At 61.6% G+C, this 20,049-nt stretch carries 13 protein-coding genes; 12 read left to right on the top strand and 1 reads right to left on the bottom strand.

The window, feature by feature from the left end; translation table 11 throughout:
• Positions 1–17 precede the first annotated feature (17 nt).
• Positions 18–704, bottom strand: coding sequence for a DNA mismatch repair endonuclease MutH (gene mutH, locus AC4PR2_RS14970; RefSeq protein WP_038878695.1), 687 nt, complete (start codon positions 702–704; stop codon positions 18–20).
• 696 nt (positions 705–1,400) lie between these two features.
• On the opposite strand from mutH, the gene rppH reads away from it, so the two are divergent.
• From rppH to recD, 12 genes are all read left to right on the top strand, one after another.
• On the top strand, positions 1,401–1,928 hold the full coding sequence (gene rppH / locus AC4PR2_RS14965) for an RNA pyrophosphohydrolase (protein ID WP_004931849.1): 528 nt from the start codon (positions 1,401–1,403) through the stop codon (positions 1,926–1,928).
• Between the two features lie 12 nt (positions 1,929–1,940).
• Positions 1,941–4,187 carry a phosphoenolpyruvate--protein phosphotransferase gene (ptsP, locus tag AC4PR2_RS14960; RefSeq protein WP_038878700.1) on the top strand — a complete coding sequence of 749 codons (2,247 nt, stop codon included), beginning with the start codon at positions 1,941–1,943 and terminating at the stop codon, positions 4,185–4,187.
• A gap of 222 nt (positions 4,188–4,409) precedes the next feature.
• Entirely contained in the window at positions 4,410–5,282 is an 873-nt protein-coding gene (gene lgt / locus AC4PR2_RS14955) for a prolipoprotein diacylglyceryl transferase (RefSeq protein ID WP_492175263.1), read from the top strand.
• A 7-nt stretch (positions 5,283–5,289) separates the two neighbouring features.
• The gene (gene thyA / locus AC4PR2_RS14950) at positions 5,290–6,084 is read left to right on the top strand and encodes a thymidylate synthase (RefSeq protein ID WP_016929918.1); all 795 of its coding nucleotides are present in this window, start codon (positions 5,290–5,292) and stop codon (positions 6,082–6,084) included.
• A 174-nt stretch (positions 6,085–6,258) separates the two neighbouring features.
• Entirely contained in the window at positions 6,259–6,762 is a 504-nt protein-coding gene (locus AC4PR2_RS14945) for a prepilin peptidase-dependent protein (RefSeq protein WP_492175262.1), read from the top strand.
• Complete coding sequence (locus AC4PR2_RS14940; protein WP_060423012.1) at positions 6,756–7,334, top strand: prepilin peptidase-dependent protein; 579 nt, start codon at positions 6,756–6,758, stop codon at positions 7,332–7,334. The genes AC4PR2_RS14945 and AC4PR2_RS14940 overlap by 7 nt, the downstream gene beginning before the upstream one ends.
• On the top strand, positions 7,331–7,777 hold the full coding sequence (locus tag AC4PR2_RS14935) for a YgdB family protein (RefSeq protein ID WP_087763673.1): 447 nt from the start codon (positions 7,331–7,333) through the stop codon (positions 7,775–7,777). The genes AC4PR2_RS14940 and AC4PR2_RS14935 overlap by 4 nt, the downstream gene beginning before the upstream one ends.
• Positions 7,767–8,123 carry a prepilin-type N-terminal cleavage/methylation domain-containing protein gene (locus AC4PR2_RS14930; RefSeq protein WP_060441346.1) on the top strand — a complete coding sequence of 119 codons (357 nt, stop codon included), beginning with the start codon at positions 7,767–7,769 and terminating at the stop codon, positions 8,121–8,123. The genes AC4PR2_RS14935 and AC4PR2_RS14930 overlap by 11 nt, the downstream gene beginning before the upstream one ends.
• A gap of 32 nt (positions 8,124–8,155) precedes the next feature.
• A complete protein-coding gene (gene recC, locus AC4PR2_RS14925; protein WP_147840315.1) occupies positions 8,156–11,527 on the top strand; it encodes an exodeoxyribonuclease V subunit gamma in 3,372 nt (1,123 codons plus the stop codon).
• A 232-nt stretch (positions 11,528–11,759) separates the two neighbouring features.
• Positions 11,760–14,648, top strand: a complete 2,889-nt coding sequence (gene ptrA / locus AC4PR2_RS14920) for a pitrilysin (RefSeq protein WP_492175261.1) — start codon at positions 11,760–11,762, stop codon at positions 14,646–14,648.
• The gene (gene recB / locus AC4PR2_RS14915) at positions 14,645–18,196 is read left to right on the top strand and encodes an exodeoxyribonuclease V subunit beta (protein ID WP_492175260.1); all 3,552 of its coding nucleotides are present in this window, start codon (positions 14,645–14,647) and stop codon (positions 18,194–18,196) included. Before ptrA ends, recB begins: the two co-directional genes overlap by 4 nt.
• A complete protein-coding gene (gene recD, locus AC4PR2_RS14910; RefSeq protein ID WP_492175259.1) occupies positions 18,193–20,043 on the top strand; it encodes an exodeoxyribonuclease V subunit alpha in 1,851 nt (616 codons plus the stop codon). The genes recB and recD overlap by 4 nt, the downstream gene beginning before the upstream one ends.
• Positions 20,044–20,049: the final 6 nt, after the last annotated feature.

The following is a 20,049-nucleotide window of genomic DNA, read 5'->3' as shown; positions in this document are numbered from 1 at the left end:
GAGTTAAACGAAATCGCTTAGATTGAGAAATGTCTTGCCAGCAGCGCGCCGGTAAAACTCTTTTTCAGATAGAAACCGCGCGGCAGCGTCATGATAGGTTGCCCCTGTTCGCCGATGGCTTCGGTGAGCGCCTTGCTGTTGGCGGCTTTGGGGCGCAGCTGCAGCACTTCGCCGTGGCGCGCGGTGATGCGCTCTACGTGGCCGAGTACGATCAGATCCATCAACTCTTCCCAATCGCGGCGCAGACTCTCTTCTTCTGCGGCGCTCGGGCTCCACAGCAGCGGCGAGCCGACGCGGCGTTCGGCCAGCGGGATCTGCCGTTCGCCTTCTACCGGTATCCACAAGACGCGCGCCAACTTGTGGCGAACGTGGCTGCTGGCCCAGGTGACGCCGCTGTTGCCGGTAAGCGGGGCGACGCAGACAAAAGTGGTTTCCAGCGGTTTGCCGGCGGCGTCGACAGGAATGGTTTTCAGCTCGATGCCCAGTTCGGGAAAGTCCTGCTCCGGTTTGCTGCCGGCCATGGCGCCGAGGTACAGCTCCAGCAGCATGCCCACCCAGCCCTTATCGCGCTTCAGATCCTTGGGGATCGGCAGCTGCGCGCGGGCGGCCAGCTCGCCAAAGCTGGCGCCGGCCAGCGCCTGAGCACGCTCGAACAGCTGCCGTTCATTTTCCGGCGGGGGCGGCAAAGGGGATAAAAACGCCATAAATCAAGCCTGTCGAATTTGGTTGAAAAACGTACTGCAATTATGCACGACGAACGATAACCGTCATCGCCTGGGGAAAAGAATAATAGTAGCATGATTTTACATGACTTTTTTCATTTCCTTGCGGGGGAGGCAATGCACTGGCGGGGCTTGTTCACCTGAAGCCACCGACAATAAACAGGATCTTACACCTATTTATCCACAGATTTATGGGATAACCCAAATTTTTACCGATCACTGGTTCAATTTACAGCCTTGACTCAGGCGGTTTTTTACGAATTTGTCCGTTTTGTGCGTAACTTGCTCGGATAATCTGTGGATAAAAACGGCGTTGGTGGATCTTTCGCCAGGGTAAGATCCTTACCGTGCATAGATCACATTTTTACCCTGTACATAATGATGGGGTGTTGATTAATTATTTGTTTTTAAAGTAAATGTGTGTTTTGGGGGGCGGTGGGGGATTTTGGGGTTTAAGAGTTGTACCGGCTTATCCCTCGAGTTCTGCACACACCTATCCACAGAAAAAGTGAATAAAACCGGCCCGAAAGGCTGGGGTATGTTTATAACTTTGCCTATATCTGTGAGTTATCCCAATGTTATCCGGTCCGCAGCGCCGTAAAGCAGTGGTTTACCGCCTGTAGCTTGTGTGAAACAATCAGGACATCTATGCGAATTTAAGCTTATCGAGGTAGTCCGGTGATCGATGATGATGGCTACCGCCCGAATGTTGGTATCGTAATCTGTAATCGTCAGGGGCAGGTCTTATGGGCCCGCCGTTACGGTCAGCACTCCTGGCAGTTTCCCCAAGGTGGGATTAACCCTGGCGAAACTGCGGAGCAGGCGATGTACCGTGAGCTGTTCGAAGAAGTGGGGCTGAGTAAAAAGGATGTGCGCATCCTGGCTTCGACCCGCAACTGGTTGCGCTATAAATTGCCGAAACGTTTGGTGCGTTGGGACACAAAGCCGGTTTGTATCGGCCAAAAGCAAAAATGGTTTTTGTTGCAGCTACTGTGCAATGACGCTGATATCAATATGCAGCGCAGCAGCACGCCGGAGTTCGACGGTTGGCGCTGGGTGAGCTTCTGGTATCCGGTGCGCCAGGTGGTGTCGTTCAAACGCGACGTCTACCGCCGGGTGATGAAAGAATTCGCCGTGACCGTGATGCCGATGCAAGAGCAGGCGGCGCCGCGGCAGGCCCCCGCTTATCGCCGAAAGAGAGGTTAAGTTAAGCCGACTATGCTCACGCGCTTGCGAGAAATTGTAGAGAAGGTGGCCGCGGCGGCCAGTCTGACGGATGCGCTGGATCTGCTGGTCAATGAAACCTGTCTGGCGATGGACACCGAAGTGTGTTCCATCTACCTGGCGGACAACGATCGCCGCTGTTACTACCTGATGGCCACGCGCGGGCTGAAAAAGCCGCGCGGGCGCACTATCGCATTGGCGTTTGACGAGGGCGTCGTCGGGTTGGTCGGCCGCCGGGCCGAGCCTATCAACCTGGCCGATGCCCAAAGCCACCCCAGTTTCAAATACGTTCCGCAGGTGAAAGAGGATCGTTTCCGATCCTTCCTCGGGGTGCCGATCATTCATCGGCGCCAGCTGCTGGGCGTGCTGGTGGTGCAGCAGCGCGAACTGCGCCAGTTCGACGAAAGCGAAGAGTCTTTCATGGTCACCCTGGCCACGCAGATGGCCGGGATCCTGTCACAGTCGCAGCTCAACGCCATTTTCGGCCAGTATCGCCAAACGCGCGTGCGCGCGCTGGCGGCTTCGCCCGGCGTGGCGGTGGCGGAAGGGTGGCAGGACAGCAGCCAGCCTTCGCTCGATCAGGTTTACCGCGCGTCGACGCTGGACACCGCTAGCGAGCGCGAGCGCCTGACGCTGGCGCTGGAAGAGGCCGGCGCGGAGTTTCGCCGCTTCAGCAAGCGTTTTGCCGCCAGTTCGCAAAAAGAGAGCGCGGCGATCTTCGATCTTTATTCTCACCTGTTAAACGACGCCCGTCTCAAGCGCGAACTGTTCGCCGAAATCGACAACGGTTCGGTGGCGGAGTGGGCGGTGAAACAGGTGATAGAAACCTTTGCCGAGCAGTTCGCCAAACTGCAGGACACCTACATGCGCGAGCGCGGCAGCGACCTGCGCGCGCTGGGCCAGCGCCTGCTGTTCCACCTCGACGACACCACCCAGGGCGCCACCCAGTGGCCGGCGCGTTTTGTGCTGGTGGCGGATGAACTGACCGCGACATTGCTGGCCGAAGTGCCGCAGGATCGTCTGGTCGGCGTGGTGGTGCGCGACGGTGCCGCCAACTCGCATGCGGCGATTCTGGTGCGGGCGATGGGGGTGCCGACGGTGATGGGCGCCGACATCCAGCCTTCTCTGCTCAGCCAGCGGCTGCTGATCGTCGACGGTTATCGCGGTGAACTGCTGGTCGATCCTGAGCCGGTACTGGTGCAGGAATATCAACGGCTGATCAGCGAAGAGCTGGAGCTGAGCAAGCTGGCGGAAGACGACGTCGAGCAGCCGGCGCAGTTGAAAAGCGGCGAGCGCATTCAGGTGATGCTGAATGCCGGCCTCAGCCCGGAACATGAACAGCTGTTGGGCGGCCGGGTGGATGGCGTGGGGCTATACCGCACCGAAATCCCGTTCATGCTGCAAAGCGGCTTCCCTTCCGAAGAGGAGCAGGTCGCGCAGTACCAGGGCATGCTGCAGCTTTACCCGAGCAAGCCGGTCACGCTGCGCACCCTGGACATCGGCGCCGACAAGCAACTGCCTTATATGCCGATCAGCGAAGAGAACCCTTGCCTGGGCTGGCGCGGCATCCGTATTACCTTGGATCAGCCGGAGATCTTTTTGATTCAGGTGCGCGCGATGCTGCGTGCCAACGCCGGCACCGGCAACCTGGGCATTCTGCTGCCGATGGTCACCAGCCTGGAAGAGGTCGACGAGGCTAAGCGCCTGATTGACCGCGCCGGGCGCGAGGTGGAAGAAGTGCTCGGCTACGCGATCCCGAAACCGAAAATCGGCGTGATGCTGGAAGTGCCGTCGATGATTTTCCTGATCCCGCATCTGGCCGGTCGCGTTGATTTCATCTCGGTCGGCACTAACGACTTGACGCAGTACCTGCTGGCGGTGGATCGCAACAACACCCGGGTCGCCTCGTTGTACGACAGTTTGCATCCCGCGATGTTGCAGGTGCTGAGATTGATTGCCGAGCAGGGGAAAGCAGCCGGGTTGCAGCTTAGCCTCTGCGGTGAGCTGGCCGGCGATCCCATGGGCGCGCTGTTGCTGGTGGGTATGGGCTATCGTAATCTGAGCATGAACGGCCGCAGCGTGGCGCGCATCAAATACCTGCTGCGGCATATCGACCTGGCCGACGCCGAAGTGCTGGCGCAGCGGGTGTTGAACACCCAGATGACCACCGAAGTGCGCCATCTGGTGGCGGCGTTTATGGAGCGGCGCGGCATGGGCGGGCTGATCCGCGGGGGCCGATAGCCGCCGTGCGGTGTGATTTTTTTACAGAACTTTTCCCGCCCTGCCGGACCGGACCGCGTTAAGCCTATGTTATGATGCGCAACCTCAGCGCGGCGCATGCTCGTCGCCTTGCACACCACAGCGGCTAACGCTGCCGTTTGCAAGGCGCGGGATAATCTCCGTCGCCGCTTGGCACCTGCCGCCCCCGCATGGGGAAAAATAACAGACATGTTGTGGTGATAGATGAGCAATAGCTATCTGGCGTTTCCTAAATTTGATCCGGTCATTTTCTCCATTGGCCCGGTTTCTTTGCATTGGTACGGCCTGATGTACCTGGTCGGTTTCGTTTTTGCCATGTGGCTGGCGGTGCGCCGCGCCAACAAGCCGGGCAGCGGCTGGACCAAAGACGAAGTTGAAAACCTGCTCTACGCCGGTTTCCTGGGCGTATTCGTCGGCGGCCGCGTAGGCTATGTGCTGTTCTACAACTTGCCGCTGTTCCTGGATAACCCGCTCTATCTGTTCAAGGTCTGGGATGGCGGCATGTCGTTCCACGGCGGCCTGATGGGGGTGATTCTGGTGATGTTCTGGTTCGCTCGCCGCACCAAACGCACCTTCTTCCAGGTTTCCGATTTTATCGCGCCACTGATCCCATTCGGTCTGGGTGCCGGCCGCCTCGGCAACTTCATCAACGGTGAACTGTGGGGCCGCGTGACCACCGATACCCCTTGGGCAATGCTGTTCCCAAGCTCGCGCAGCGAAGACGTGCCCCTCGCCGCCGCCGATCCTTCTCTGCTGCCGCTGCTGAACCAGTACGGCGTACTGCCGCGCCACCCGTCGCAGCTGTATGAACTGCTGCTGGAAGGCGTGGTGCTGTTTATCATTCTGAACCTGTTTATTCGCAAGCCGCGGCCGATGGGCGCCGTATCGGGCCTGTTCCTGATCGGTTATGGCGCATTCCGCATCATCGTTGAAGCGTTCCGCCAGCCGGATGCCCAGCTTGGCTTGTTCGACGGCGTGATCAGCATGGGGCAGATCCTGTCCATCCCGATGGTGGTGGCCGGTGTTATTATGATGATTTGGGCGTACCGTCGTCGCCCGCAGCAACAACTGTCGTGAGGGACAAATGAAACAGTATCTGGATTTGATGAACAAGGTGCTCGCCGAGGGCACCCCTAAAGCCGACCGTACCGGCACTGGCACGTTGTCGATTTTCGGCCACCAGATGCGTTTCAACTTGCAGGAAGGTTTCCCGTTGGTGACCACCAAAAAATGTCATCTGCGTTCGATCATTCATGAGCTGTTATGGTTCCTGAACGGCGATACCAACATCGCCTACCTGCGTGACAACAAGGTCACCATTTGGGACGAGTGGGCCGATGAAAACGGCGATCTCGGCCCGGTGTACGGCAAACAGTGGCGTGCCTGGGGCGCAGCGGACGGCCGTCAGATCGATCAGCTGAGCAACGTGCTCCAACAGCTGAAGCAGGATCCGGATTCGCGCCGCATCATCGTTTCCGCCTGGAACGTCGGCGAGCTGGATCAGATGGCGTTGGCGCCGTGCCACGCGTTCTTCCAGTTCTACGTAGCGGACGGCAAGCTCTCTTGCCAGCTGTACCAGCGCTCCTGCGATGTCTTCCTCGGCCTGCCGTTCAACATCGCCAGCTACGCGCTGTTGGTGCACATGATGGCGCAGCAGTGCGATCTGGAAGTGGGCGATTTCGTCTGGACCGGCGGCGATACCCACCTGTACAGCAACCACATGGAACAGACTCAGCTGCAGCTGACGCGTGAACCGCGTCCGTTGCCGAAACTGGTGATCAAACGCAAGCCGGCTTCGCTGTTCGATTACCGTTTCGAAGACTTCGAGATCGAAGGTTACGATCCGCATCCGGCCATCAAGGCGCCGGTCGCGATCTGACCTTAACCGCATCACATCAGGGGCGCAGCGATTGCGCCCCTTTTTTTATCCGCATTGCGCACCGCGCCGCATTTTTTTGTCGCCGCCTGCCGTCGTAGAGGAAACATTGCGCAGCTTGCCGCAGCGCTTGCGCATGTGGCTTTACCGCGTTGTTACGGCCCTTACACTGGCGGCATGAACGACAATACTCTCTCGAACATTGATGATCGCCAGCGTGGCATGACGTTGATTGAGCTGTTGGCGGCGATATTGATCGCCGCCATGCTTACCGGCTGGGGCGTCGGGCAATGGCGCTATCATCAGCAAGCGCTGCGGCTGGAACACACGGCCCAACAGCTGCTGGCGTTTCTGCTGCGCTTGCAGGCGGACGCCAACTGGCGTAACCGCACGACGCTGCTGTGGTTCAAGAACGGCACGCCCTGGTGTTTGGGCGGTGGCGTGCCGCCGCCGGATTGCGCTTCCGCCGAAGGCTCTGCCTTCTCGCCGTCTTATCGCGACGTTGCGCTGAGCGGCTACACCGGCAAAGAGATTGGGGTTTACGGTTTGCGCAATACCGCGCAGGCGGGGCACATCCTTCTCAGCAACGACGCAGGCAGCCTGCGGCTGGTGCTGTCCGCCCGTGGGCGGCTGCGTTTGTGCAGCGAAGGGCAGCGGCTCAGGGGCATGGCGCTATGTTGACTCCAGAACGCGGTTTTACCTTGCCGGAGGTGATGTTGGCGTTGGTCTTCGGCAGCGTAATCGCGCTCGGCGCGGCGAAAACTTACCCGCTGTTGCGCCAGCAAAGCGTGGCCGTCGGCCAGCACTTTCGGCTGGAGTCAACGCTGCGGCAGTTGGCGTTCGGCATTGAGAAAGATCTGCGCCGCGCCGGTTTTTGCGCCGGGCAGTGCGCCGGCCGGCCGCTGCTGATCGGCCAGGCTGCGGGAGAAGCGGCGGGCAGCTGCGTTATCGTTGCCTACGACATTGCTCGCAGCGGGCAATGGCTCACTTCGGGCGAGGATGCAGGCTACTTTGGTTACCGGCTGCGCAATGGCGGCTTGGAAGGGCAGCGCGGCGTGAGCCAATGCGATGGCGGTGGCTGGGAGCGGCTGCTCGACCATGACGAGGTGCGCATTGAGCGGTTTCATGTGGCGATAGAGCGGGGCAATCACGGCGCGACCTTGGCTCGCCTGACGCTGGCGGGGCGCTCCGCCAGCGATGCACGTATCGGGCGCAGCCTGAGCGGGAGCGTCGAAATGGCGGCGCTGCCATGAACCGGCGCACCCAGCGAGGCGGTAGCACCCTGGCGGCGGTGATGCTGCTGCTGGCGCTCGGGCTGATGTTGCTTAACGCTCAGCATCGGCAGTTGGATAACGCGCTGTTACTGGCTGCCGATCAGCAGCGTTACCTTCAGGCTTACAATCAGGCCGCTTCGGCGCTGAGTTGGGGCATGAGCCAGCGCTGGCCACGCGCCGAGCTGAGTGCGGCGGCCTGGTTATGCAGGCAGCGCGCGGAGCTGACGGCCTGCGCTCGGCTGTCTGCCAGAGCGGGCGTTGTGACGGTACGCGGCCTTGGCGAGATGCGCGGCGGTGAACCGCTATGGTTGTATCAATGGGGCACTTTTAACGGCGCGGAGGCCGCTGGCAAGGTGCAAGCACAGCCGGGCGGTCGGCTGGATTTTTGCCCCGAGAAAAGGCTGGCCGACTGTGACGGCTAACGCTCGGGCTGGGCGGATATCCCGCAACGGCTTCAGCCTGCCGGAAGTGTTGGTGGCGGCCTTGCTGTTCTCGGTGTCGCTGCTGGGCTTGTTACAGTATCATCAGGTACTGTTGCAGTCGTTTCAGCGCCAGTGGCACTACCGGCAAGCCTGGGGGCTGGCGCATCAGCAGCTGGAGGCGTTTGCCGTCACCGGGCGGCTCGAGGCTGAACCGCTGCCGGAAGGGTGGCGACGCGAGACGGCGCTTGACGATGCCGAGAGTGATTGCCGCCGATTGACGGTCAGGATCCAAACGCCGCAGCGGCAGTGGGCAACGCTGAGCCGCTGGTATTGCACCCGCTTTTAAGCCGGTATGTCTTTTGTTTTAAAGGAGCCTTGATGTTCACGGTTTATCATTCCAATCAGCTGGATTTGTTGAAAACGCTGACCAGCGCGCTGATAGCCAGAGATCCGTTGGCCGATCCTTTTCAACCGGAAGTGGTGCTGGTGCAGAGCCCTGGCATGGCGCAATGGCTGCAGATGCAGCTGGCGGAACAGTTCGGCATCGCCGCCAATGTTGCGTTTCCGCTGCCGGCGACCTTTATTTGGGACATGTTCACCCGGGTGTTGCCGGATATCCCGAAAGAGAGCGCCTTCAGCAAGGACGCGATGACCTGGAAGCTGATGTGGTTGCTGCCGGAGATGCTGACCCAGCCGGCGTTTGCGCCACTGCAGCACTATCTGACCGATGACGGCGACAAGCGCAAGATCCACCAGTTGGCCGGCCGGGTCGCCGACCTGTTCGACCAGTATTTGGTTTATCGCCCGCAGTGGCTGGAGAGCTGGCAGCGCGGTGAGCGCATCGACGGTCTGGCGGAAGCTCAGCAATGGCAGGCGCCGCTCTGGGCGCGATTGGTGGAGTACACGCAAGAGCTGGGGCAGCCGGAATGGCACCGTGCCAATCTGTACAGCCGCTTTATCCACGCGCTGGAGCAGGCAAAAACGTGCCCGCCCGGTTTGCCGCCGCGGGTGTTTATCTGCGGCATCTCGGCGTTGCCGCCGGTCTATTTGGAGGCGCTGCAGGCGCTGGGGCGGCATATCGATATCCACCTGATGTTCACCAACCCCTGTCGCTATTACTGGGGCGACATTCAGGATTACGCTTTCTTGGCTCGCTTGCAGAGCCGCAAGCGCCGTCACTACCACCAGGCTCGTGAGCAGGGGCTGTTCCGCGAGCCGGATGACGCGGCGCGCCTGTTTGACGCCGAAGGCCAGCAGCAGCTCAGTAACCCGCTGCTGGCCTCCTGGGGCAAGCTGGGGCGCGATCACCTCTATCTGCTGTCGCAGATGGAAGGGGCGCAAGAGGTCGACGCCTTTGTCGATATCCCGGCCGATACCATGCTGCATGTCGTTCAGCGCGATATGCTGGAGCTGGAAGACCATGCGGTAATCGGTATTACTGCGGAAACGCTGGAAAGCAGCTTCAGCAAACGTCCACTTGATGAGAACGACCGTTCCCTCAGCCTGCATGCCTGCCACAGCCCGCAGCGGGAAGTGGAGGTTTTGCACGATCAGCTGCTGAGCATGCTGGCGCAGGATCCGTCGTTGACGCCGCGCGATATCATCGTGATGGTGGCGGATATCGACAGCTACACGCCTTACATTCAGGCGGTGTTCGGCAATGCCCCCGCCGAGCGCTACCTGCCGTTCGCCATTTCCGACCGTAAAGCGCGCCAGGCACATCCGGCGCTGCAGGCGTTCATTTCACTGCTCGATCTGCCGCAAAGCCGTTTTACCTCGGAACAGGTACTGGCGCTGCTGGAGGTGCCGGCCCTGGCCGCCCGTTTCGCTATTGGCGAAGAGGGGCTGCGCCTGTTGCGTCATTGGGTCGGTGAATCCGGCGTGCGCTGGGGCCTGGACGACGATAACGTGCGCGAACTGGATCTGCCCGCCACCGGCCAGCATACCTGGCGCTTCGGCATTACGCGTATGCTGCTCGGCTACGCGATGGACAGCAATGCCGGCGATTGGCAGGGCATTTTACCTTACGACGAATCGAGCGGATTGGTCGCCGAGTTGGCGGGGCAGTTGGCGGATCTGCTGGCGCAGCTCAGCCACTGGCGGCAAATCTTGAGCGAAGCGCGCCCGCTCGAAGCGTGGCTGCCGCTGTGCCGGCAACTGCTGGATGCCTTCTTCGCTGCGGACAGCGACACCGAAGTTGTGCTGGCGCTGATCGAACAGCAGTGGCAGCAGGCCATCAATTTTGGCCTGGCGGCGCGCTATCCCGATGAGGTGCCGTTGACCATTCTGCGTGACGATCTGGCGGCGCGCCTCGATCAGGAGCGCATCAGCCAGCGCTTCCTCGCCGGGCAAATCAACTTCTGTACGCTGATGCCGATGCGTTCCATTCCGTTCAAGGTGGTGTGCCTGCTGGGCATGAACGACGGCGTGTATCCGCGCACGCTGCCGCCGCTGGGGTTCGATCTGATGGCGCAGCAGGTCAAACGCGGCGACCGTAGCCGTCGCGATGACGACCGCTATCTGTTCCTGGAAGCGATTTTGTCCGCTCAGCAGCGGCTGTATATCAGTTTCATCGGCCGTTCCATTCAGGACAACAGCCCGCGCTACCCTTCGGTGCTGGTCACCGAGCTGCTGGAGTACCTGGAGCAAAGCTATTGTCTGCCGGGAGATGAGGAACTCAGCGCAGACGACAGCGCCCGGCGGGTTGGTGAGCACTTGCTGAAGTGGCACGCGCGCATGCCGTTCGCCGCCGAGAATTTCTTGCCGGGCTCGGAGGCGCAAAGCTATGCCGCCGAGTGGCTGCCCGCCGCCGATGGGCGCGGTGCGGCGCATCCGGCGTTCAACCAGCCGCTGCCTGCCGAAGCGCTGCAGCAAATATCGTTGGATGAGCTGCTGCGATTTTACCGCCATCCGATTCGCGCATTTTTCCAACTGCGGCTGGGCGTCAGTTTTATCCTGGAAGAGACCGAGCTGCCCGACGAAGAACCCTTCACGCTGGATAACCTCAGCCGTTACCAGTTCAACAGCCAGCTGCTGAATACGCTGATAGACGGCGACGATCCCGAACGGTTGTTCCAGCGGGTGCGCGCCGCCGGCGGCTTGCCCTATGGCGCCTTCGGCGAAATCTATTGGCAAAAACAGCAGGAGGAGATGAGCGAACTGGCCGAGCAGGTGCGTGCGGAACGCGCAGAGAGCCATAGCCTGGAGCTGGATATCGATATCGCCGGCGTGCGCCTCAGCGGCTGGCTGCATCAGGTGCAGGATGACGGCCTGCTGCGCTGGCGGCCTGCTACGCTGTCGGCGGTGGACGGCATATTGCTGTGGCTGGAGCACCTGGTGTACTGCTGCGCCGGCGGCACCGGCGAGAGCCGCATGTATGGCCGCAAGAATTCCGCCTGGCGCTTTGCCGCGCTGGCGCCAGAAGAGGCACAGGCGCAGCTGGCGGAACTGCTGGCGGGCTATCAGCGCGGTCTGAGTCAGCCGCTGCTGTTGTTGAACAAGAGCGGCTGGGCGTGGCTAAGTCAGTGCTATCTGCCGGAAACGCAGGAAATCGACTGGGAGGAAGAAGCGCAAATTAAGGCACGCGCCAAACTGCTGCAGGCCTGGCAGGGCGATCAGCGCATTCCCGGAGAAGGGGAAGATCCCTACGTGCAGCGAGTGTTCCGCCAATTGGATAATGAATACTTGGCGCAAATACTGGCCGAAACAGAGCGTTATCTGTTGCCGGTGGCGCGGCATAACCTGGGGTAACAATCCCCCGGTGGTGCTGTGCGGCGGGAGGTGGTAAAAATAACGAAGGTTATATTCAACCATTGGGGTAATTCCCGGTCTTACATAACGTACAGGCATATACCCGCCGTGTTTCGGGCCGCCACATTGGCGAAGAACCCGGCGAGTACCGATTTGGTTATGTGGTTTTGATGCACGTCGCCAACGTCAGGGAGTGGGCGTAGCGACGTCAGAATAGGGGTTTATTTTGGATATGCGCAGACAGTTGGCCCGTATCGCCGGGCTGGTATTATTGGCTATGTGTTGGGCACCGTTGAGTTGGGCCGCGCAAGGATGGCAACCGCTGGCGGAGAAGATCAACAAGAGCGAACACGATCCACGTCAGTATGAAGCGATCAAGTTGGCTAACGGCATGACGGTGTTGCTGGTGTCCGATGCCCAGGCTCCGAAATCGCTGGCGGCGCTGGCATTGCCGGTCGGGTCACTCGAAGATCCGAACAGCCAACTGGGCTTGGCGCACTATCTGGAGCATATGGTACTGATGGGCTCCAAACGTTACCCAGAGCCGGAGAACCTGTCCGAATTCCTGAAAAAGCACGGCGGCAGCCACAACGCCAGCACGGCCTCTTATCGCACTGCCTTCTATCTGGAAGTGGAAAATGACGCGCTGGAGCCGGCGGTCGATCGCATGGCCGACGCCATTGCCGAGCCGCTGCTGGATCCGGGCAATGCCGATCGCGAGCGCAACGCGGTGAACGCCGAATTGACGATGGCACGTTCGCGCGACGGCATGCGTATGGCGCAGGTCGGCGCGGAAACCCTTAACCCGGCGCATCCGAGCGCGCGCTTCTCCGGCGGTAATCTCGATACGCTGAAAGACAAGCCGGACAGCAAGTTGCACAATGAGCTGACCGGCTTCTATAAACGCTACTACTCCGCCAACCTGATGATGGGCGTTTTGTACGGCAATCAGCCACTGTCGCAGCTGGCTGATATTGCGGCAAAAACCTTTGGCCGCGTGCCGAATCACGACGCCAGCGTGCCGCCGATCACCGTGCCGGCCGTGACGCCGGAACAGCAGGGCATCATCATTCACTATGTGCCGGCGCAGCCGCGCAAGCAGCTGAAGGTCGAGTTCCGCATCGATAACAACAGCGCCGCGTTTCGCAGCAAAACCGATACCTACATCAGCTACCTGATCGGCAACCGCAGCAAGAACACCCTGTCTGACTGGTTGCAGAAGCAGGGGCTGGCGGACGCCATCAATGCCGGCGCCGATCCGATGGTCGATCGCAACGGCGGCGTCTTCGCCATCAGCGTTTCACTGACCGACAAAGGCCTGGCCCAGCGCGACGAAGTCGTCGCCGCCATTTTCAACTACCTGAAAATGCTGCGCAGCGAAGGCATCAAGCAGAGCTACTTCGATGAAATCTCGCATGTTCTGAACCTGGATTTCCGTTATCCGTCGATTACGCGCGACATGGACTACATCGAATGGCTGGTGGACACCATGCTGCGCGTGCCGGTTGAGCATGCGCTGGACGCGCCTTACCTGGCCGATCGTTATGATCCTAAGGCGATCGCCGAACGTCTGGATGCCATGACGCCGCAAAACGCGCGCATCTGGTTCGTCAGCCCGGATGAGCCGCACAACAAGACGGCCTATTTCGTCAACGCGCCTTACCAGGTCGACAAAATCACGCCGCAGCGTTTTACGCAGTGGCAGCAGCTGGGCAGCGGCATTTCCCTGTCGTTGCCAGCGCTCAACCCGTACATCCCGGATGACTTTACCCTGACCAAGCCGTCGCACGAGTTCAAAAAGCCGGAAATGGTGGTGGATAAACCTGGCCTGCGCGTGCTGTACATGCCGAGCCGTTACTTCGCCGACGAGCCGAAGGCCGACGTCACCGTCGCTTTCCGCAACGCCAAAACCATGGATTCCGCGCGTAACCAGGTGCTGTTCTCGCTGACGGATTATCTGGCCGGCCTCGCGCTGGATCAGCTGAGCTATCAGGCATCGGTCGGCGGGCTGAGCTTCTCGACCTCGCCGAACAACGGCCTGATGTTTAACGCCAACGGTTTTACCCAGCGTTTGCCGCAGTTGCTGACGGCGCTGATCGAGGGCTATTCCAGCTTCACGCCGACGGAAGATCAGCTGGCGCAGGCCAAATCCTGGTATCTGGAACAGTTGGACGCCGCCGAGAAGGGCAAGGCGTTTGAGCTGGCCATTCAGCCGGTGCAGATGGTTTCCCGCGTGCCGTATTCCGAACGCAGCGAGCGCCGCGAAGTGCTGAAGACGCTGACGCTGAAAGACGTGCTGGCCTATCGCGATAGCCTGCTGGCCGAGGCCACGCCAGAGCTGTTGGTGGTGGGCAACATGAGCAAGCAGCAGGTCGACACGCTGGCGTCGACGCTGAAACATCGCCTGGGCTGTACCGGCATCGAATGGTGGCACGGCGAAGACGTGGTGGTGGACAAGAATCAGCTGGCCAACCTGCAACAGGTGGGCAGCAGCACTGACTCGGCGCTGGCGGCGGTCTATGTGCCGACCGGCTACGACGAAGTGACCGGCATGGCCTACAGCTCGCTGCTGGGGCAGATTATTCAGCCGTGGTTCTATAGCCAACTGCGCACTCAGGAGCAATTGGGGTATGCGGTCTTTGCCTTCCCGATGTCGGTGGGGCGCCAGTGGGGCGTGGGCTTCCTGTTGCAGAGCAACAGCAAGCAGCCGGCCTACCTGTACCAGCGTTATCAGGATTTCTACCCGAAAACCGAGAAGCGCTTGCGCGACATGAGCGAGGCGGACTTTGAGCAGTACAAACAGGCGCTCATCAATGAGCTGAAGCAGCGGCCGCAAACCCTGAGCGAAGAGGCCAGCCGGTTCGCCAACGATTTCGATCGCGGCAATTTCGCCTTCGATACCCGTCAGAAGCTGATCGCGCAGGTGCAGCAGCTGACGCCGGCCAAGCTGGCGGATTATTTCCACCAGGCGGTGATCCAGCCACAGGGGCTGGCGGTGCTGTCACAGGTGAGCGGCAGCGGGCAAGATAAGGCGGATTACGCGGCGCCTAAGGACTGGGTCACCTATCCGAACGCGTCTGCATTGCAGCAGATCCTACCGCGCAAAGTGGCGACGCCATGACGGAAACGGCCCCGCAGAGGCTGGAGCCGCTGACGCTGCCGCTGTTCGGCGAACGCCTGATCGAAGCGTCGGCGGGCACCGGCAAAACCTTTACCATCGGCGCGCTGTACCTGCGTTTGCTGCTGGGATTGGGCGGTGAAGCGGCGTTTCCTCGTCCGCTGACGGTAGAAGAAATCCTGGTGGTGACCTTTACCGAGGCCGCCACCGAGGAGCTGCGCGGGCGTATCCGCGACAATATTCACGGATTACGCATCGCCTGCGTACGGGGTGTCAGCGCCAACCCGCTGTTTTCGGCGCTGATGGCTGAAATTGACGATTTGACCGACGCCGCCTCGCAGCTGCTGGCGGCGGAGCGGCAGATGGACGAAGCGGCGATCTACACCATTCACGGCTTTTGCCAACGAATGCTGACGCACAACGCCTTCGAGTCCGGCATGCTGTTTGAACAAACGCTGGTGCAGGACGAACTGCCGCTGCGGCGGCAGGCCTGTGCCGACTTCTGGCGTCGCCACTGCTATCCGTTGCCGCTGGGCGTGGCGCGTGCGGTCAGCCAGGAGTGGAGCGGCCCGGAAGCGTTGCTGGCCGATCTTTCCGGCTATCTGCACGGTGAGGCGCCGGCGCTGCGTCGGCCGCCGAAGGATGAAGAAACCGTCCTGATGCGCCACGAGCAGATCGTCGCGCGCATCGACGCCATCAAGGCGCAATGGCGGGCGGCGGCGGGCGAGCTGGAGGCATTGATCGCCCAGTCCGGCGTCGATAAGCGCAGCTACAGCAGCAAGCACCTGCCAAACTGGCTGAACAAGGTCGGCGAATGGAGCGGGCAGGAGACTCAGGACTATCAGCTGCCGAAGGAACTGGATAAATTTCGCCAGTCGGTGCTGCTGGAGAAGACCAAGAAAGGCGAGCCGCCGCGGCATGCGCTGTTCACGGCGATCGACGAGCTGTTCGATGAGCCGTTGACGCTGCGCGACCTGATCATGGCGCGTGCGCTCAGCGAGATCCGCACTTCCATTCAGCAGGAAAAGCGCCAGCGTGCCGAGCTGGGGTTTGACGACCTGCTCAGCCGGCTGGACGGCGCCCTGCAAAGCGGCGGTGGTGAACAGCTGGCGCAGGCGATCCGTCAGCGCTACCCGGTGGCGATGATCGATGAATTCCAGGATACCGATCCGCAGCAATACCGTATTTTCCAAAAGCTTTACGTCGGCCGGCCCGATTGCGGCCTGCTGCTGATTGGCGATCCCAAGCAGGCGATTTACGCCTTTCGCGGCGCCGACATTTTTACCTACATGCGGGCGCGTTCAGAGGTGAGCGCCCACTATACGCTGGAGACCAACTGGCGCTCGTCGCCGTCGATGGTCGCCAGCGTCAATCACCTGTTTTCTCAGGTAGAAAAGCCTTTCCTGTTCGGCCAAATCCCCTTTATCGAGGTCAGCGCGGCGGAAAAGAACCAAGGGTTGGCGTTTGACCTGCACGGCAAGCCGCAACCGGCGATGCAGTTCTGGCTGCAGCAGGGGGAAGGCGCCGGTGTAAGTGATTACCAACAGTTGATGGCGCGCCTGTGCGCCACGCAAATTCGCGACTGGCTCAGCGCCGGGCAGCAGGGCCAGGCATGGTTGCAGGGCGGCAAGGAGCCTCGTTCGGTACAAGCCTCCGATATCACAGTGCTGGTGCGCAGCCGGAATGAGGCGGCGTTGGTGCGCGATGCGCTGAGCGCGCTGTCCATTCCGTCGGTGTATCTGTCCAACCGCGACAGCGTGTTCGACACCCCGGAGGCCAAAGACCTGCTGTGGTTGTTGCAGGCGGTGTTGGCGCCGGAACAGGAGCGCACGCTGCGCAGCGCCATGGCCACCGGGCTGATGGGGTTGGACGCGCCGACGCTGGACGGCCTGAGCCGCGATGAGCGCGCCTGGGACGCGCTGGTTAACGAGTTCGACAACTACCGCACGCTCTGGCTGCGCCGCGGCGTGTTGCCGATGCTGAGCGAGGTGATGAAAGCGCGCCAGCTGGCGGAGAACCTGCTGGCCAGCGCCGGCGGCGAGCGTCGCTTGACCGACGTGCTGCACCTGGGGGAGCTGTTGCAAGAGGCGGCGGCGCAGCTCGACAGCGAGCATGCGCTGGTTCGCTGGTTGGCGCAGCAGATTGCCCAGCCTAATCGCCAGTCCGACAATCAACAGCTCCGGCTGGAGAGCGACCGGCATCTGGTGCAGGTGATCACCATCCACAAGTCCAAGGGGCTGGAATTCGATCTGGTGTGGCTGCCGTTCGTCGGCAATTTCCGCCAGCAGCAACAGGCGCTGTATCACGATCGCCACAGCTTCCAGGCATTGCTGGATCTCGACGCCAATGAAGAGAGCCAGGCCTGGGCGGAGGAGGAGCGGTTGGCGGAAGACCTGCGTCTGCTGTACGTGGCGCTGACCCGCTCGGTGTACCACTGCAGCATCGGCATCGCGCCGTTGTTCCAGGGCACGCGCAAGAAACAGGGCGAGACCGATCTGCACCGCAGCGCATTGGGTTATCTGGTGCAGGGCGGGCAGGCCGGCGACGCTGCGTATCTGCAGGAGCGGCTGCAGCAACTGGCGGGCGGCGGCATTGCGCTGTCGCTGGTGGAACCGCCGGACGAGGCGCCCTGGCAGCCCCAGGCGGCGTTGGCTGAAGCGCTGGCGGCGAAAAACTTTACCCGGCGGATCCAGGATTTTTGGCGGGTGACCAGCTATACCGGTTTGCAACAGCACGGCGCGAGCCTGATGCAGGATCTGCTGCCGCGTCTGGATGTCGACGCCGCGGGCGAGCGCGGGGAAGAAAGTGAGCCAGCGCTCACACCGCATACCTTCCCGCGCGGCGCAACGCCCGGCACCTTCCTGCACAGCCTGTTCGAAACATTGGATTTCACTCAGCCGTTAGACGAACAGTGGCTGCTGGCACAGCTGCAACAGCACGGGTTCGCCGAACATTGGCAGCCGATTTTGCTGGCGTGGATGCAGGTGTTGCTCAACACGCCGCTCGCCGACAGCGGCGTGACGCTGGCGGCGCTGACGCCGCAGCACAAGCAGGCCGAGCTGCAGTTCTATTTGCCGATCAACCGGCTGTTGCAGGCGAAGGAGCTCGATGCCCTGGTGAAGCGTTACGATCCGCTTTCCGCCCGCTGTCCGGCGCTGGATTTTCATCAGGTGCAGGGCATGCTGAAAGGCTTTATCGACCTGGTGTTCTGCTGGCAGGGCAAATACTACCTGCTGGACTACAAGTCCAACTGGCTGGGGGAAGACAGTAGCGCCTATACCCGGCCGGCGATGGAGCAGGCGATGGCGGAGCATCGTTACGATCTGCAATACCAGCTGTATACGCTGGCGCTGCATCGTTATCTGCGTCATCGGTTGCCGGATTACGATTATCGGCGCCATTTTGGCGGGGTGATTTATCTGTTCCTGCGCGGCGTGGATGCGGCGCACCCGGGCAACGGCATTTTCACCTGTCTTCCCGAGTTTGAGCTGGTGGAGGGGATGGATCGCTTGTTCAGCGGCGAAGCTGCGGCGACGGAGGAAGGCTCATGATCGCACTGCTGGAGCAGGCGGTGGCGCTTGGCGTGCTGCGCCCGCTGGACGTGCAGTTCGCCCGCGTGGTGGCGAACGAAGACGAGCCCGATATTTTGCTGGCCGCCGCCTGCCTGAGCGCAGAGGCGGGGGCCGGCCACGTCTGTCTGATGCTGGAGCAACTGCAGGCGGACACGCTGTTTGAAGGGCGCCAGCCGGCGTTGGCGTTGGCGGTGTGGGAGGCGGCCGGGCGACCGGATAGCGTGCGTTGGCAGCAGCGTTTGGCGGCCAGCGCAGCGGTCGGGGACGGCAGTAGCGCTACGCCACTGGTGCTACGCGGGCCGCGCCTGTATCTGCAGCGCATGTGGCAAAACGAAGGTGAAGTGGCGGCGTTTATCGGCGGTGAAGGCGAGTCGTTGGCGGTACCGGAGGCTGAGTTGCGCATTATTCTCGACCGCTTGTTCGGCGCGGCGAGCGACGAACCCGATTGGCAGAAGATCGCCGCCGCAGTGGCCGCCACGCGGCGTATCGCGGTCATTTCCGGCGGGCCTGGCACCGGTAAAACCACCACCGTCGCCAAGCTGTTGGCGGCGCTGGTGCAGCTGGATGAAGGCGCGCGCTTGCGCATTCAACTGGCGGCACCGACCGGCAAGGCGGCGGCGCGCCTGACGGAGTCGCTTGGCAGCGCCAGCCGCCAGTTGGCGCTGACCCCGGCGCAGCAGGCGCTGTTCCCGACGGAGGCGGCGACGTTGCACCGTCTGTTGGGGGCGCAACCGAACAGTCAGCGCATGCGCTATCACCGTGGCAACCGGCTGCATTTAGATGTGCTGGTGGTGGATGAGGCCTCGATGGTCGATCTGCCGATGATGGCGCGCCTGATTGCCGCGCTGCCCGATCGGGCGCGGGTGATTTTCCTCGGCGACCGCGATCAGCTGGCCTCGGTGGAGGCCGGCGCGGTGCTGGGAGATATTTGCCGCTTTGCCGAGCAGGGATACAGCGACGCGCGTGCCGCAGAGCTGAGCCGCCTGACCGGCTGTTCGCTCGCAGGGCGGCAGGCCGATGCGGAAGCGGCGGTGCGCGACAGCCTGTGTCTGCTGCGCAAGAGCTACCGTTTCGATGCCCGTTCCGGCATCGGTCAGCTGGCGTTGGCGGTCAACGCCGGTGCGGGGGATCGCGCGCTGGCGGCATTAAACGGCAGTTTCGGCGATGTCACGGGCTATGCGCTGGCGACGAGCGAAGAGTATCAGGCGCTGTTGGATGCCTGCGTGGCGGGCTATCGCGACTATTTGCGGCTGACCGCCGAAGGCGCGGACGCGGCGGCGGTGCTGGCGGCCTTTGGCCGTTTTCAGGTGCTGTGCGCGCTGCGTGAAGGGCCATTCGGCGTCGCCGGCTTGAATGATCGTATTGAGCTCGGGCTGCAGCGTGCCGGTCTGATCGACCGCAAACCGGGCATGCTCGGCCGCTGGTACCGGGGGCGGCCGGTGATGATCGGCCGCAACGACAGCGCGCTGGGGCTGTTCAATGGGGATATCGGCATTACGCTGCCGGATGAGCACGGCGATTTGCGCGTGCATTTCCAACTGCCGGACGGCAGCATCAAGTCGGTGCAGCCGAGCCGTTTGCCGGCGCATGAAACCGCCTATGCCATGACGGTGCACAAATCTCAGGGATCGGAGTTTGACCATACGGTCCTGGTGTTGCCGAATCACTTCCTGCCGGTGCTGACGCGTGAGCTGGTCTATACCGCGATCACTCGCGCGCGTAAGCAGCTCTCGCTGTATGCCACGGAGGCGGTGTTGCTGCGGGCCATTCGCATGCCGACTCAGCGTCGCAGCGGATTGGCTGAACGGCTTCAGGCGACGGAATAAGCGTTG

It is taken from the genome of Serratia sp. A07 (assembly GCF_058725505.1).
Note: the sequence above shows the minus strand (reverse complement) of the source record. Positions and strands in the feature narration are given on the sequence as shown.